The sequence below is a fragment of the Olleya sp. UBA1516 genome (assembly GCF_002323495.1).
Taxonomy (GTDB): domain Bacteria; phylum Bacteroidota; class Bacteroidia; order Flavobacteriales; family Flavobacteriaceae; genus Olleya.
The window spans coordinates 178,385-195,677 of record NZ_DCQO01000020.1 but is presented as its reverse complement, the minus strand read 5'-3'; the positions used below and the strand labels follow the sequence as shown (position 1 = coordinate 195,677).

The following is a 17,293-nucleotide window of genomic DNA, read 5'->3' as shown; positions in this document are numbered from 1 at the left end:
GTTTTTAATGAGATTTAGATAATTAAACCAACTTTTTTTTGTGATGTATGTTTTTTGTTGCGGTTAAAATTATCAAATCAGCATTATATCTGCATAAATTTGATAAAAGCACAAAAACTTTTAAACATGAAAAAAACTTTTTTCTCCTTTTTGTTATTCTTAATGACTTTCTCTGCCTTTGCTCAGGAGTATATATTAACAGGAAATGTAACTAGTCAACAGGATGGATTACCTATTCCTATGGTTAATATACTAGTTAAAAATACAACCAATGGTGTAACCACAGATTTTGATGGTAATTATACTATTAATAACGTATCTAAAAATTCAACTTTAGTTTTTTCCTATATAGGTTATAAAACAAAAGAGGTAGTAATAACTAATGGTAATCCAGTTAATGTGCAACTAACTGAAGATGTTGAGGCACTAGAAGAAGTGGTTATTATAGGGTATGGTTCTCAAAAACGTAAAGAAGTAACAGGAGCAGTATCAACGGTTTCTAGTGAAACTATTGAAGCACTTAAACCTACACGTATAGAACAAGCCTTACAAGGTCAAGTAGCTGGAGTTAATATTACATCACAATCTGGTGCTCCAGGTAGTGCATCTAATATTAGAATCAGAGGTATATCCACTAATGGTGACAATAGACCACTTATTTTAGTAGATGGTAATGTTATTGAAGATTTAAGTGTTGTAAATCCAGGTGATATAGAAAGTTATACGGTACTTAAGGATGCCACAGCAGGTATCTATGGTGTAAGAGCTGCCAACGGAGTTATTTTAATTACTACTAAAACTGGTCGCAAAAATAAACCAATGACATTTCAGTATGATTCGTATGTTGGTTTTCAACAAACGACTAGAAAAATACCATTACTAAATGCTACAGAGTATGCTTTAATTAAAAACGAAGCTGCTGCAGCTAGCGGAAGTACTTTACCTTTTCCTGATACATTTGGATTAAATAAAGGAACAGATTGGCAAGACGAGGTATTTGAAACTGCACCAATATTTAACAATGCTATTACTGCAAGTGGTGGTACTGAAAAATCTACCTACTCTTTTGGAGCGTCTTTATTAACTCAAGATGGTATTATAGGAGGTAGTAAAGCTAATTTTACGCGTTACACAACACGTGCTAATTATGGATTAGAGATTATTAAAGGTTTAAACTTAAAAGCTAATCTTATTTATACTGGAACATTAAGAAAAGCGTTACCTGAAGGTGGCTTAGGATCTGTTTTATTTAATGCAGTTAACTTTGCACCAACTGATGCGCCAAGAGACGATAATGGAAATTATACGTCCTCAGCTAATTATCCAATTGAGGTGGTAAATCCATTAAAGCAAATCGAAAATACATTTAATAGAACAAAAGTTGATAAACTAAGTGGTGTTTTTGGGTTAAACTATAAGTTTATAAATGGCTTTAGTGCAGAAGCTAACTACCAATGGAACTACTCAGAAGTTAGAACAAGAGGTCTTAACCCTATAGTAGAATATGGAAATGGTTCTGTATTTGATAATACCGAAAATTTACAATTCACAGAAGGTATAAACTTTTTTAGAGATTATACGTTTGATGCTTTTGTTAATTATGAAACATCTTTAAATGATGAGACTCATAATATTCAAGCAACATTAGGGACGTCAATTTTTAAATCAACAGGAGATTATTACTTGACTATTGGAGACAATATGCCTGAAAACACTGTATTTAGCGATGCTGATATTAATGATGCAACTACAATAACAGACCCTTACGCTCAAATAAGTAATCGTTTTTTCGATTCTAGATTATTATCCTATTTTGGAAGATTGCAATATAACTACAAAGGAAAATACTTATTCTCTGCAGTAGTTAGACGTGATGGTTCGACAGCATTTGGACCAGAAAATAAATTCGGAATTTTCCCTTCAGGTTCAATTGGTTGGGTTGTCTCTGACGAAAACTTTTTATCCAGTAGCAATACCATTGATTTCTTAAAACTTAGAAGTTCATATGGTGTTTTAGGAAATGATAGGATTCCTGGTTTTAGATTTGAATCATTATTAGATGGTGAAGGTGTTTATGTTTTAGATGATGCATTAGCGCTTGGTACTGCAGTTGGTGCGATATCTAATCCAGAAATTAAATGGGAAGAGCAAAAAGCATTTGATATAGGTTTTGAAACAAGATTATTTAACAACAAAATAGATATTACTGCAGATTATTTTAAGCGAACTACAGAAAACTTATTACTTCCTGTTGAAAGTTCGTTAATTTTAGGAGGAGCTGCTCCAGGATCAGGTAATCCTATTGTAAACGCTGGAACAGTAGAAAATAGTGGATTAGAGTTTGCAATATCTTACAAAGATCAATTATCAGATAACTTCAAGTTTAATGTAAGTTATAATATCTCAACTTTAAATAATAATGTAGTTGAAGTCAATAATAGCATAGGTTATGAAGTTGGAGGAAGCTTTGGTATTGGTCAAGCCAATCCACCTTCTAGAATGCAAGTAGGACAGCCAATAGGTGTGTTTTATGGAATGCAAACCAATGGAATTTTTCAAAACCAAGCCGAAGTTGATGCACATCCTTCACAATTAGACTTAGGTGCTAACGCACAACCTGGTGATTTAAGATTTGTGGATGTTAACCAAGATGGAGTTATTGATGCAGACGACAGAACATTTATAGGTAACCCAATTCCGGATGTTACAATGGGTTTAAATTTGACTTTTGATTATAAAAACTTTGATTTTCAAACTTATTTCTTTGCGTCAGTAGGTAATGATATTGTAAGAAACTATGATAGAAACAGCGCCAAAACTAATCTTACAAGTTATGTTTTAGATAGATGGACTGGACCAGGAACATCAAACACAGATCCTAGAGTAACAAATAGCGCAACTTCTAATAGTGTATTTTCAGATTATTTTGTTGAAGACGGTTCATTCATCAGAGCTCAAAATGTACAATTAGGATACACATTTAATCAAGATAAATTACAAAATATAGGATTGGATAATATCAGGGTTTATGCGTCTGTAAGTAATGCTTTTACATTAACAAAATATAGAGGTTTTGACCCAACGACATCAAATGGAGCTTCAATTGGAGGCGGAATTGATAGTGGTTTTTACCCAAACCCAAGAACATTTTTAATCGGAACAAACGTAAAATTTTAAACAATGAAAAAAATAAAATATATAATCGTCTTTTTAGTTTCGACTTTTACAGTAATATCGTGTAGTGATGATTTTGTGGATGTCGCTTCTCAAAATGAAAGTTCAGAAAACTACTTTAATTCAGAGCAAGATTACCAAGATGCTTTAATTGGTGCTTATGATTTATTACAATCAACCTATTTAAATGTTATGTTAGGCGAAATCGCTTCAGATAATACTTTAGCTGGTGGTGAAAGTGCTACAGATGTACCTGGAATACAGCAAATTGATGATATGATTCACACTGCTAATAACGAACAGTTACGCTCAATTTGGGGCTGGATGTTTGCAGGTGTTAATCGTACAAATTACATCTTAGAGTTTCAGGACAAAATAGACTTTAGCGGAAAAGAAAATGTTTTAGCACAAGCTAGATTTTTAAGAGCCTATTACTATTTTGAATTAGTAAAATGGTTTGGAGATGTGCCTTTAGTAGTTGATCAACGTTTCTTGTTTGGAGATCAATTTGAAGTGGACCGTACACCTAAAGCATTAGTTTATGCGCAAATTGAATTAGACTTAATGTATGCAGCAGATAATTTGCCATATACGCAAACACAATTAGGACGCGTAACTAAAGGTGCAGCTGAAGCATTATTGGGTAAAGTATACTTATATCAAAATAAATTTGGAGCTGCTGCTCTTGTTTTAGAAGACTTAATAAATTTTGGACCTCATGATTTAGTAGCAGATTACACAACCATTTTTGAAAACGATAATGAGAATAGTATCGAGTCTGTTTTTGAAGTGCAATATGCAGATTTAGAAGGTGCAGGCTTTGGTTGTTTACAGTGTAGTGAAGGTAATGTGGCTGTTGGTTTTAACGGAATCCGTAATTATAATGGACCATTGTTTGATTCTGGTTTTAGTTTTAATGTGCCAACTCAAGAAGCTGTGGATGCTTTTGAGAGTGATGATCCAAGATTAGACACTGCAATCTTAGATATTAATGCTTGGGCTACTGCAACAGGAGCAACTTTTGGAACAGGTAATGAGCACACAGGGTATTATAACAGAAAATATATAGCGCGTCAAGGCGATTCTAATATTGGTGATCAAAACTTGACCAACCCTAATAATTACAGAGCCATTAGGTATGCAGATGTATTATTAATGGCTGCAGAAGCTTTAAATAGAGGATCTATAGCAGATGACAGAGCTCAAAATTATCTAAATCAAGTTAGACAACGCGCATTTGGAGATATGGATCACAACATTACAGCAACAGGTAGTGCCTTAACAGATGCTATTTACCAAGAACGTCGTGTGGAATTAGTAGGTGAAGGACATCGTTTTTTCGATTTAGTTAGAACAGGTCGTGCAGCTTCAGAAATTGATGGTTTTACGACAGGTAAACATGAGGTTTTTCCTATACCACAAATAGAAATAGAGTTAACAGGTAATCGTTGGACACAAAATTCTGGTTATTAAAAAAATAAATATGAAAATTAAAACACAACATAGCATGAAAAATTTTAAGTACATCCTTAGTTTATTCATAGTAGTAGCTTCTGTAATTGGTTGCTCTCAAGATGATGATTTACCAGATGTTAGTGCATTACCAGCACCAACTAATGTTGCAGCAGTAATTAGTATTGCTCAAGATAATTCTGGTTTAGTTACCATTACTCCAACAGGAGAAAATGTGGCTAATTTTAGAGTTAATTATGGTGATGACTCAGGTACAGATTCAGGACTTTTAAATCCTGGTCAAAGTACTCAAAATACGTATTTAGAAGGAACTTACGACATCGTAATTGCTGCTTCAGGTATAAATGGTAAAACAACTACTGTTGCACAAACTATCGTAGTGTCATTTCAAGCACCAGAAAACTTAGTAGTTACCATAGAGAATGACCCAACAGTGTCTAGACAAGTAAACGTAACTGCTACAGCAGATTTTGCAGTGTCTTATCAGGTAGAATTTGGAGATGCAGCAGCAACGGTTTTAACATCTAATATTGGTGACCTAACATCATTTGTATATGATGCAGCTGGGACTTACACAATTACAGTAACAGCTAATAGTGGGTCTGTAGATACTATTTCGTACACAGAAGAATTTGAAGTAACAGAAATATTAGCTCCTTTAACGCCAGCTCCAACGCCTCCTAACAGAGACGCTAGTGATGTAGTTTCTATTTTTAGTGATGCGTATGCTAATATTACTTTAAACGAATTACCTACGGATTGGTCTGCTTCTGGATTTGAGGCTACTACTGTAGATAGTGATAATGCTTGGAGATTAACCAATTTAGACTTTATTGGTATGGTAAGTAACTATGATAACGGAGTAGATGTTTCAGCTATGGAAATGTTACATATCGATTATTGGGTACCTTCAGGAACAGAAAACGAATTATTAGTTAAAATTGTTAATACTATTGATGGTGGTGAGGATGTCGAATCTTTAGGAGCAACCGTTGGTGGTTCTTGGCAAAGTATTGATATTGACATGACAGGTTTTGATGGCGGAAATTTAGCCAACACTCAAAAAATCACACAAATCTTAATTGATGCAGATGTTGTTGCAGATATAGTTTATATAGACAACTTTTACTTTTATAAGCAAAGTGCTTCTACTGGAACATTTGACGATGGATTGTTAATTAATGGTGATTTTGAAAATGGAAGCGAGGCTTGGATAATTGGTGTAGATGATGCAGCTCTTGCTCCTGTGGTAACTAATAGTGGTAATACTTACTACTCTGTAGATGTTACTTCTGCAGGAAACTCATACGATGTCAATTTAAGTCAAAAAGTAGAGATTATTCAAGGTAATACTTACACACTTACTTTTAATGCATGGTCAGATGTAAATAGAGCTATTGTTGCAGGAATTGGTTTAAGTGCAGACCCTTGGTCTAATGATTCTCAATCAGTAGACATTACAACGACTAGCACGACATATTCTTTAACACTTAGTGCAGCAGATTTTGGAGCTATTGATGCTCGTGTAATTTTTGATTTAGGTGCAGAAGTAGGTATGGTTAATATTGATAATGTATCATTAATTATAGGCACAGGTAACACTGTCGTTAATGGTGATTTTGAAAATGGAAGTGATTCTTGGATAATAGGTGTTGATGATGCGTCTGTAATACCAGTGGTTACAGTAGCAGGTAATACATATTATTCAGTAGATGTTGCAACAGCAGGAAATTCTTATGACGTAAATCTTAGTCAAAAGCTAGAAATTATTCAGGGTAATACTTACACATTAACTTTTGATGCTTGGTCAGATGTAGATAGAGCAATTATTGCTGGTATTGGTTTAAGTGCTGACCCTTGGTCTAATGCTACACAAACCGTTGATATTACTACAACAAAAACAACTTATACATTGACTTTGGTAGCTACGGATTTTGGAGCACCAGATGCTCGTGTTCTTTTTGATTTAGGAGCACAAATAGGTATGGTTAATATTGACGATGTTTCTTTATCAAGCAACTAATTAATTATCTATGCTTTATTTATAGCAGTTAATATTAAAAAATAGAAAATGAAAAATAAATTTAAAATAATAGCATTCATTCTTGTAACAGCCTTGTTTATAGGTTGCCAAGAAGAAGATCAGACTTTCGGAAACATTGTCGCACCATCTAATATTGTTATTGTACCAGAAATAGTAGGTCAAGATGCAACTAATCCAAATGGAAATGGTAGTGGTGTGGTTAACTTTACAGCAACAGCAGATAATGCATTAAGTTATAAATTCAGTTTTGGTAATGCAGAGCAAAATGCGCCTTCAGGAGTAACATCGTATACCTATTCAAATTTAGGAGTTAATACGTACACAGTAGTAGTGGTAGCTTATGGTACAGGTGGTGTTTCTTCAACAGCTACTATAGATATTGATGTTTTAGCAACTTACGCTCCTCCAGCAGATTTATTAAATGCATTGGTTGGTGATGGTTCTAAAACGTGGCGAATTAAGTCAGAAAAGCAAGCACATTTTGGTCTTGGACCAGTTGGAGGTGAGGTTGCTGCAGAGTGGTATGCAGCTGGTCCTGGAGAGAAAGCAACTACAGGAATGTATGATGATCGTTATGTTTTTAATGCAGATGGTACATTTACACACATCGTAAATAGCACTAATGACGATCCTTCAGTGGATGTAACAGGTACTGTTTTTGGAAGAGAACCTTTAATTACAGAATTAGGTCCACACAGCGAGACACCTGTTGGAGCAGATATAGAAAACTATCCATATCAAGATTATTCAGAAAACTGGGTAATTACAGCACCTGGAGGAGCAGAAACAATAAACATTACAGGCTTAGGTTTTATTGGATACTATACAGGTGGTAATCATAAATATGAAATCTTTAGTCGTGATATACCTAACGAGTTTACTATTAGAACAACAGATGGTAACAGCGAGTTTGATTGGTGGTTTATAATAACTTCTGAAGAGGAAGGAGCTACCACAGGATTCGAAACTATTTATACAGATTTAGTTTGGTCAGACGAGTTTGACACCAATGGAGCACCAAACCCAGCAAATTGGACTTACGATTTAGGTAATGGTACTGATGGTTGGGGTAATCAAGAGGCGCAAAGCTATACCAACAATTTAGAAAACGCAGAAGTAGCAGATGGTATGTTAAAAATTACAGCAATCTCAACAGGAAGTGGCTATACTTCTGCAAGATTAAAATCAGAAGGTCTTTATGATTTTACTTATGGTCGTGTAGAGGTTAGAGCAAAGCTTCCAACAGGTGGAGGAACTTGGCCTGCAATTTGGATGTTAGGTGCTAATTATCAAACTAATGCTTGGCCAGCTTGTGGCGAAATTGATATTATGGAACATAAAGGTAATGCACAAAATACCATACATGGTACATTACATTATCCAGAAGCTTTTGCAGGTAGTGCAGATGGTAGTACAACGGTTGTAGATGCTGTTGCTGATCAATTTCACAATTATACAGTAGAGTGGACTCCAGATGTAATAAAAATATTGGTAGATGATACAGTATATCATACCTATACAAATACTAGTGCTTCACCTTTTAATAGTGAATTTTTCCTAATTCTAAATGTAGCAATGGGAGGAACCTTTGGTGGAGACATAGATCCAGCATTTACACAATCGTCTATGGAAATTGAATATGTTAGAGTTTATCAATAAATATGAAAAAAATAAAGTATTATGTATTAGTCTTAGCTAGTTTTCTCATTACATCATGTAAAAATGATAATGAGAAAAACTTAGCTTTAAAAAGCAATACGACCTCTAAAAATTCGGATATCGAAACTAAAGTATCAGATTTGCTTGCCAAAATGACTTTAGAAGAAAAAATAGGTCAAATGAACCAGTATAATGGATTTTGGGATGTAACAGGTCCTGTTCCTGAAAATGGAGACCAAGCTAAAAAATACGAACATTTAAGAAAAGGATATGTTGGTTCCATGCTTAACGTTAGAGGTGTCAAGGACGTAAGAGCTGTGCAAAAAATTGCAGTAGAAGAAACGCGTTTAGGGATTCCTTTAATCATTGGTTTTGATGTAATTCATGGCTATGAAACATTAAGTCCTATTCCATTAGCAGAATCAGCAAGTTGGGATTTAGAAGCGATTAAAAAATCTTCAGAAGTTGCAGCTAAGGAAGCGTCTGCTGCAGGTATAAACTGGACATTTGCACCAATGGTGGACATATCTAGAGATGCACGTTGGGGACGCGTTATGGAAGGTGCAGGAGAGGATACTTATTTAGGGTCTAAAATTGCAATTGCTAGGGTAAAAGGGTTTCAAAGTGACGACCTATCTTCTCATTTTTCAATTGCAGCATGTGCTAAACACTTTGCAGCTTATGGGTTTGCAGAGGCTGGACGTGATTACAATACAGCAGACATAGGGACTTCCACGTTAAACAATATTATTTTACCACCTTTTAAAGCTGCTAAAGATGCAGGTGTGAGAACGTTTATGAATTCGTTTAACGAGCTTAACGGTATTCCTGCAACTGGAGACAAATATTTACAACGCGATATATTAAAAGGAAAATGGGGTTTTGATGGTTTTATGGTTTCAGATTGGGGATCAATTACAGAAATGATTGCTCATGGTTATGCTAAAGATGGTAAACAAGCTGCCCAATTAGCAGTTAATGCAGGTTCTGATATGGATATGGAATCTTATTTGTATGTAGAAGAACTTGCAGGTTTAGTAAACGAAGGTAAAGTAGATATCAAGCTTATTGATGATGCTGTAAGCCGAATTTTACGCGTGAAATTTGAGTTGGGTCTATTTGATGATCCTTATAAATATTTGGATGAAACTAGAGAAAAACAAGTCATTGGAAGCCAGGAAATTCAGGATGCAGTTTTAGATATGGCTAAAAAGTCCATTGTACTACTTAAAAATGAAAACAACCTTTTACCATTAAAAAAAGAAGGTCAAAAAATAGCAGTTATTGGTGCTTTGGCTACAGATAAAACAAGTCCATTAGGAAGTTGGCGTATAGCTGCTAAGGATAGCACAGCTGTTTCTGTTTTAGAGGGATTAAATCAATATTCAGGAAACACAATTACCTATTCCAAAGGAGCAGATGTCGCTTTAGGTAAAACCGAATTTGCGATTGAAGTAAACATAAACACCACTGATAAAAGTGAGTTTGATGCAGCTATTAAAAACGCAAAGCAAGCAGATGTAGTTATTATGGTTTTAGGAGAACATGGTTATCAAAGTGGTGAAGGTAGAAGTCGTACAGACTTAGGCTTACCAGGTGTCCAACAACAGTTACTTGAAGCGGTTTATAAAGTTAACAAAAACATAGTTTTAGTTTTAAACAATGGAAGACCTTTAACTGTTACTTGGGCAGATAATAATATTCCTGCAATTGTAGAGGCATGGCAATTAGGTACACAAAGTGGTAACGCTATTGCTCAAGTATTGTATGGCGATTATAATCCAAGTGGTAAATTACCAATGACTTTTCCTAGACACGTTGGTCAAGTGCCAATTTATTACAATTACAAAAGTACAGGTAGGCCTACTTTACCAGGTAAGGACGTGGTGTTTTGGTCACATTATCAAGACGAAACAAATGATCCATTATATGTTTTTGGACATGGTTTAAGTTATACCACGTTTAAGTATAGTAATTTAAAAATTAGTAATACCTTTTCTGATGATGAAACCATAAAAGTTTCTGTAGACTTAACTAATACAGGTAAATTTAAGGGTAAAGAGGTCGTACAGCTATATTTAAAGGATTTATTTGCTAGCGTAACAAGACCAATTAAAGAATTAAAAGGGTTTGAATTAGTTGAATTAAATCCAAATGAAACCAAAACTATTCAATTAATTTTGACTAAAGCAGAGCTTGGTTTTTACAATAATCAAGGTGAGTTTAACGTCGAAACTGGAGATTTTGAAGTCCATATTGGAGGAAGCTCTAAAACTGTTTTAACAGACACATTTAAATTATGATAAAAGTATTTAAATTAGTAGTAGTCGCATTGCTTTGTTTGGCTTGTAAAGAAGAAAACAAGGTAGTAGCTAAGCTTGGCACAAAGTTAGACAACAACAATCAAGTGTTTAGCTTTATTGATCAATTTGATGGGACGCTATTAAACGATGCTAGTTGGAATTACGATTTAGGAGATGGTTGTCCAAACTTATGTGGTTGGGGAAACAACGAAAGACAAATTTACACTAAAGAAAATATTACAGTAAAGGACGGAAAACTAGTAATCAAAGCAACCAAGGATTCGGTTGGGTATTATTCTGGTAAAATAACAACTAAAGACAAAATTGAATTTCAATATGGTACAGTAGAGGTTAGCGCTAAACTGCCAAAAGGATCAGGATTATGGCCTGCATTTTGGATGTTAGGTAATGATATTGATACTAATACTTGGCCAGCTTGCGGTGAAATTGATATTTTAGAATATGTAGGTAAGGCTCCACATCAAATTCATACGACTTTACATACGCCTGATAGTTATGGTAAGTCTTTTAATACAAAAATTACAACAATAAAAGATATTGAGGAAGGATTTCATAATTATAAAACACAATGGACTAAAGACTCTATTTCATTTTATATAGATGATAATTTAGTGTACACCTTTTCGCCAGAAATTAAAAATGAAAAAACCTGGCCTTTTGATAAACCTTTTTACTTAATAATAAACCTTGCAATTGGAGGTAACTTTGGAGGTCCAGAAGTGGATGATTCCATTTTTCCACAAGAGTTTATTATTGATTATGTAAAGGTTTCAGGTTTAAATTAAAATAATAGTGGATTGATAGTTTAAATTACCTTAAATAAAAAAAGGACGTCGTTATTGACATCCTTTTTTTTATAATTTGATTTTTATTTTACTCCACACGTTTTAAAGCCTGCTCATCTTCAATTTTGATTTGTTTTCCTTTAGTACTAATTAAACCTTCCTTTTTAAATTGAGACAAAATCCTAATAGCACTCTCTGTTGCTGTACCAACAATACTAGCATAATCATCTCTAGATAGCGTTAAGGCTAAATAACCATCTGCATCATTATCAAATTTGTTTTTTACGTACAATAAAGTTTCTGCTAAACGTTGCTTTACTGTTTTTTGAGCCATATCCACAAGACTATCATCTGCATCTCTTAAATCCTGAGCCATTCGTTTTAAAAGATCCATAGAAAAGTTTACATTTTTCTGTAAATCCTCTAATATTTCTTGTTTGGGTATAAAACAAATTTGCATATCATTTAAGGCAACAGCAGTTAAGTTAGAACTTTCATTACTAACCAAGGAGCGTTGTCCCATCATACCACCTTTTACAGATAGCTTTACGACTTGATCTTTACCATTTTCACTTAATTTAGTGAGCTTACAAACGCCTTCCCTAATGCAATAAATACCATTTAAAGCTTCGCCTTCTCTAAAAATTATGTCACCTTTTTTTACTACTCGTCCAGTTTTGCAAGCAGATACTCGCACCAATTCATCTCTAGTTAGTGTGTTTAAACTATTAAATTGCCTGACAATACATTGTTCACATTTACTCATACCTAATTTTGTTGCAGTATACCAAAAGTATACAATACCTGATATGACAAATATCATATAATAATTGATGTCAAAGTGTAACCTTTGTTACAGGTAAAAGAGCAAATTATGGAATCAAAAGTATGTTATCATTGTGGCGATAATTGTACAGATACAACAATACTAATAGAGGATAAACCCTTTTGTTGTCAAGGTTGTAAAACAGTTTATGAAATACTGTCCGAAAGCGACTTAACGTGTTACTACGACTTGCAATCGTCTCCAGGAGCAATACCAAAGGAGATAGAGGGGAAGTACGATTTTTTATCGCAAGATAAAATTATAGAAAAGTTAGTAGCGTTTGACGATGGTAAAACTCAAATAGTTACACTTTATATTCCGCATATTCATTGCAGTTCGTGTATATGGATTTTAGAAAATCTTAATAAACTTAATCCAGCAATTTCTTTATCACAAGTCAATTTTGGTAAAAAAACAGTACGCGTTTCATATAATACCACAGCATTTTCACTAAAACAATTGGTCCTTCTATTAAGCTCAGTTGGATATGAGCCTTACATTAGTTTGGACGATTATAAAACAGGACAAGAAAACGTCAATCGTAGTTTAATTTATAAATTAGGTGTTGCAGGTTTTGCTTTTGGAAATGTGATGTTTCTATCATTTCCTGAATATTTTGAGGTAAACGAGTTTTGGTTGGAGCAATACAAGCATGTCTTTAGATGGATTATGTTTGCTTTTTCATTACCAGTTGTGTTTTATGCAGCTCAAGATTATTTTATTTCGGCTTTTAAAGCCATCAAAACAAGAATATTAAATATAGATATTCCTATTGCATTAGGTGTTGTTGTTTTGTTTTTAAGAAGTACTGCCGAAATCATTTTTGACATAGGTTCTGGTTTTTTTGATAGTTTAACAGGATTAGTTTTCTTTTTATTATTAGGAAAGTTTTTTCAGCAAAAAACCTATTCGTTTTTGTCTTTTGAGCGCGATTACAAGTCGTATTTTCCAATAGCGGTTACTAAAATTTTTAATAATGAAGAAGTGCCAGTTCAGGTATATGACATAAAAAAAGGCGATCGATTATTAATTAGAAATCACGAGTTAATTCCTGTCGATGGTATATTAATTAATGGGAACGCAAGAATAGATTACAGCTTTGTAACAGGTGAGTCTGAAACGGTTAAGAAAATTTCTGGCGACAAGTTATTTGCTGGTGGTAAACAAACCTCTGGTGTCATAGAAATGGAGGCCATAAAATCTGTAGAACAAAGTTACCTGACACAATTATGGAGTAACGATGTTTTTAGTAAAAATAAAGAGGATGGTTTTACAACCCTAACCAATGCGATTAGTAAACGTTTTACAATTGCTGTTTTAAGTATTGCCTTTATAGCTACAGCATATTGGATGTTTGCGGATAGCAGTAAAGCTTTAAATGTCTTTACAGCAGTATTAATTATAGCTTGTCCATGCGCAATTGCTTTAGCAGCTCCTTTTACTTTTGGTAATTTGTTACGCATTTTTGGAAAAAAGAAATTTTACCTTAAAAACGCTTCTGTTTTAGAACAATTAGCACATATCGATACTGTTATTTTTGATAAAACAGGAACCATTACGTCTAATAAAAAAAGTGATGCAAAATATGAAGGTGTGCCATTAAGTTTAGATGAGGAAGTATTATTAAAAAACACATTAAGAGGCTCAAACCATCCTTTAAGTAGAGGGTTGTATGATATTTTAAAAGATAATGATATTGTAACCTTAGATTATTTTGAAGAACATTTAGGGCAAGGTATTGAGGCGTCTCATGCGACCCAAAATATAAAAATTGGTTCGGCTAAATTTGTAGGTTTTAACAACGATAGTACAGTTTTAAATACTGCAGTACATATTAGTACAAATAAAGGTTACAAAGGAAAATATACATTTTATAATAGTTACCGTAAAGGCTTGTCTAAGTTGTTTAACAAACTTAAAAAGCACTTTGACTTAGTGATTTTGTCTGGAGATAATGAAGGTGAATTAGAAAACCTTAAAAAGCTTCTGCCTGCTAAAACAAAAATGCTATTCAATCAGAAGCCAGATGATAAGTTAGAGTATATTAAATACCATCAATCAGAAGGTGCAAAAGTATTGATGGTTGGAGACGGTTTAAACGATGCTGGTGCTTTGGCACAAAGTAATGTTGGAATAGCAATTTCAGAAAACGTTAATGTGTTTTCCCCTGCTTGTGATGCTATATTGGATGCTACAAAGTTTAACCAATTGTATCAATATATAAAGGCTTCTAAAAGTGCTATAAAGATTATAAAATGGAGTTTTTTATTATCATTATTCTACAATGTTATTGGTTTGTATTTTGCAGTAACAGGACAGCTAGCTCCTGTAATTGCAGCTATTTTAATGCCTTTAAGCTCGATTAGTATAGTCATATTTACAACACTTGCAACCAATTGGGTTGGACGTAAAATAAAGTAGAGTTTATTTCAATTTTGGCTAAATTTAATTACGTGTTGCAAGTTTTTCGCGAAAGCGAAAAAAAATCTTAAGAAAATCTTAAAAAAAATTTAAATTTAGCTTCAAAACTTGGTTAAACATGATAAATGTCATCTTTTAAACAAGCCTACTAAATTACTTTTGTAGCATAACTTCTAATAGGTATGAGTGTTATATATATTTTACTAACAGTAAGCATAATTATCGCGATTGTGTTTTTTACAGCGTTTATAATGGCTGTTAAAAATGGACAATTTGATGATGGTTACACACCATCTGTAAGAATGCTTTTTGAAGACGAATTGGTTAAAACGCCAGTCAAAACAATAAAAAAAACTAAAATCAAAAATAAGACTAATCACAATTAATTATGGAAATGCAGCAATTTTATTACGATAACAAGATTGTTAAAAAGTTTCTTTACGCTACTATACTCTGGGGAGTTGTTGGTATGCTTGTAGGACTCCTTTTAGCGTTTATGTTTTTATTCCCAAATATGACAGATGGGATTTCATGGCTTAGCTTTGGTCGTTTAAGACCATTACACACCAATGCGGTGATTTTCGCGTTTGTGGGTAACGCTATATTTGCAGGAGTGTATTACTCGACACAACGTTTACTTAAAGCTAGAATGTTTAGCGACTTGTTAAGTAATATTAATTTTTGGGGATGGCAATTAATAATTGTTGGAGCTGCCATTACGTTACCTTTAGGTTATTCGACATCTAAAGAGTATGCCGAGTTAGAATGGCCTTTTGATATTGCTATTGCCTTAATTTGGGTTGCTTTTGGTGCTAACCTTATTGGTACAATGTTAAAGCGTCGTCAACGTCACTTATATGTTGCTATCTGGTTTTACATCGCTACGTTTGTTACTGTTGCAGTATTACATATTTTTAATAGTTTAGAGTTACCTGTTAGTTTAACAGGTATGAAAAGTTACTCGGTTTACGCAGGTGTACAAGATGCCTTAGTACAATGGTGGTATGGACATAATGCGGTTGCCTTTTTCTTAACAACACCGTTTTTAGGTTTGATGTATTACTTTGTACCTAAAGCTGCTAATAGACCTGTGTATTCATACAGACTATCTATTGTACACTTTTGGTCGTTAATCTTTATTTATATTTGGGCTGGACCACACCATTTATTATACACAGCTTTACCAGAATGGGCTCAAAATTTAGGAGTTGCATTTTCTGTAATGTTATTAATGCCTTCTTGGGGAGGAATGATAAATGGATTATTAACCCTTCGTGGTGCTTGGGATAAAGTACGTGTTGATCCAGTACTTAAATTTATGGTAGTTGCAATTACTGGTTATGGTATGGCAACATTTGAAGGTCCAATGTTATCCCTTAAAAACGTAAATGCAATTGCACACTTTACAGATTGGATTATTGCACACGTACACGTTGGAGCATTAGCGTGGAATGGGTTTTTAACATTTGGTATGATTTACTATTTAGTACCAAAATTATTTAAAACAAAATTATACTCATTAGCATTAGCAAATCTACATTTTTGGATAGGAACTTTAGGTATTATTATGTATGCCTTACCAATGTATGTAGCAGGTTTTACACAAGCTAGTATGTGGAAGCAGTTTAATCCTGATGGAAACTTAAAATATGGTAACTTTTTAGAAACTGTGTCAGAGATTATACCAATGTATTGGATGCGTGCAATAGGTGGTACGTTATACTTAACAGGAATGTTAATCTTAGTTTTTAACGTTATTGCAACTATTAGAAAAGGTAGTGTTGTTGAGGATGAATTAGCAGAAGCAGCTGCGTTACAACGTGTATCTAAAAAACGTGTATCTGGAGAAGGATGGCACACATGGTTAGAGCGTAAGCCAATAAGATTAACTATTGGAGCAACTATAGCTATTTTAATTGGAGGTATTGTGCAAATTGTACCAACAATTATGGTTAAATCTAATATACCAACTATTAGTAGTGTTAAACCATACTCTCCATTAGAGTTAGAAGGTCGTGATATATATATACGTGAAGGTTGTGTTGGATGTCACTCACAAATGGTTAGACCATTTAGAAGTGAAGTAGAGCGATACGGAGAATATAGTAAAGCAGGAGAGTTTGTATATGACCATCCATTTTTATGGGGAAGTAAGCGTACAGGTCCAGATTTACATCGAGTAGGTGGTAAGTATAACGACAACTGGCACTTTAACCATATGTATGATCCACAAAGTACCTCTTCAGGTTCTATTATGCCAGCTTACAAGTGGCTGATTGATAATACTTTAGATAAATCTCAAATTGAGGCTAAGATGGAAGTTATGGTAAAACTAGGTGTACCATATTCAGAAGAAGATATTGCAAATGCACAAGCGCAAATGTTAGAACAAGGAACGCAAATTGAAAAAAATCTTTATAGTGATCCTGATTTTGCAAAAGCTTATGAAGATAGCAAGAAAAACGGAGGAGCAGATTTTGTTGAAATGCGTAATCGTGAAATTGTAGCTGTTATAGCTTACTTACAACGTTTAGGTACAGATATAAAAGTAGACACAGTAGAAGAAACAACAGTACAAAAATAGAAC

General features: G+C 33.8%; 10 protein-coding genes. 9 read left to right on the top strand and 1 reads right to left on the bottom strand.

Annotated elements, in window-relative coordinates; genetic code table 11:
* Positions 1 to 126: 126 nt before the first annotated feature.
* The 6 genes from B2989_RS13215 to B2989_RS13190 are packed head-to-tail and all read left to right on the top strand — an operon-like array spanning position 127 to position 11,459.
* A complete protein-coding gene (locus B2989_RS13215; RefSeq protein ID WP_292949284.1) occupies positions 127 to 3,177 on the top strand; it encodes a SusC/RagA family TonB-linked outer membrane protein in 3,051 nt (1,016 codons plus the stop codon).
* Between the two features lie 3 nt (positions 3,178 to 3,180).
* Positions 3,181 to 4,647 (top strand): RagB/SusD family nutrient uptake outer membrane protein, encoded by a 1,467-nt coding sequence (locus B2989_RS13210; protein WP_292949281.1) that lies wholly within the window; start codon positions 3,181 to 3,183, stop codon positions 4,645 to 4,647.
* A gap of 10 nt (positions 4,648 to 4,657) precedes the next feature.
* Positions 4,658 to 6,670 (top strand): carbohydrate binding domain-containing protein, encoded by a 2,013-nt coding sequence (locus tag B2989_RS13205; protein ID WP_292949278.1) that lies wholly within the window; start codon positions 4,658 to 4,660, stop codon positions 6,668 to 6,670.
* A 48-nt stretch (positions 6,671 to 6,718) separates the two neighbouring features.
* Positions 6,719 to 8,350: a glycoside hydrolase family 16 protein gene (locus B2989_RS13200; RefSeq protein ID WP_292949275.1), complete on the top strand. Its 1,632-nt coding sequence runs from the start codon at positions 6,719 to 6,721 to the stop codon at positions 8,348 to 8,350.
* 2 nt (positions 8,351 to 8,352) lie between these two features.
* Complete coding sequence (gene bglX / locus B2989_RS13195) at positions 8,353 to 10,653, top strand: beta-glucosidase BglX (RefSeq protein ID WP_292949272.1); 2,301 nt, start codon at positions 8,353 to 8,355, stop codon at positions 10,651 to 10,653.
* Positions 10,650 to 11,459, top strand: coding sequence for a glycoside hydrolase family 16 protein (locus B2989_RS13190; RefSeq protein ID WP_292949269.1), 810 nt, complete (start codon positions 10,650 to 10,652; stop codon positions 11,457 to 11,459). The genes bglX and B2989_RS13190 overlap by 4 nt, the downstream gene beginning before the upstream one ends.
* An 88-nt stretch (positions 11,460 to 11,547) precedes the next feature.
* On the opposite strand, the gene B2989_RS13185 is transcribed toward B2989_RS13190, so the two are convergent.
* Positions 11,548 to 12,282, bottom strand: a complete 735-nt coding sequence (locus B2989_RS13185) for a Crp/Fnr family transcriptional regulator (protein ID WP_348661475.1) — start codon at positions 12,280 to 12,282, stop codon at positions 11,548 to 11,550.
* Between the two features lie 51 nt (positions 12,283 to 12,333).
* Here B2989_RS13185 and B2989_RS13180 point away from each other — a divergent pair, with 51 nt between their 5' ends.
* From B2989_RS13180 to ccoN, 3 genes are all read left to right on the top strand, one after another.
* Entirely contained in the window at positions 12,334 to 14,706 is a 2,373-nt protein-coding gene (locus tag B2989_RS13180) for a heavy metal translocating P-type ATPase (RefSeq protein WP_292949266.1), read from the top strand.
* 182 nt (positions 14,707 to 14,888) lie between these two features.
* Positions 14,889 to 15,092: a cbb3-type cytochrome oxidase assembly protein CcoS gene (gene ccoS / locus B2989_RS13175; RefSeq protein ID WP_145001363.1), complete on the top strand. Its 204-nt coding sequence runs from the start codon at positions 14,889 to 14,891 to the stop codon at positions 15,090 to 15,092.
* A gap of 2 nt (positions 15,093 to 15,094) precedes the next feature.
* Positions 15,095 to 17,290, top strand: coding sequence for a cytochrome-c oxidase, cbb3-type subunit I (gene ccoN, locus B2989_RS13170; protein WP_292949261.1), 2,196 nt, complete (start codon positions 15,095 to 15,097; stop codon positions 17,288 to 17,290).
* Positions 17,291 to 17,293 lie beyond the last annotated feature (3 nt).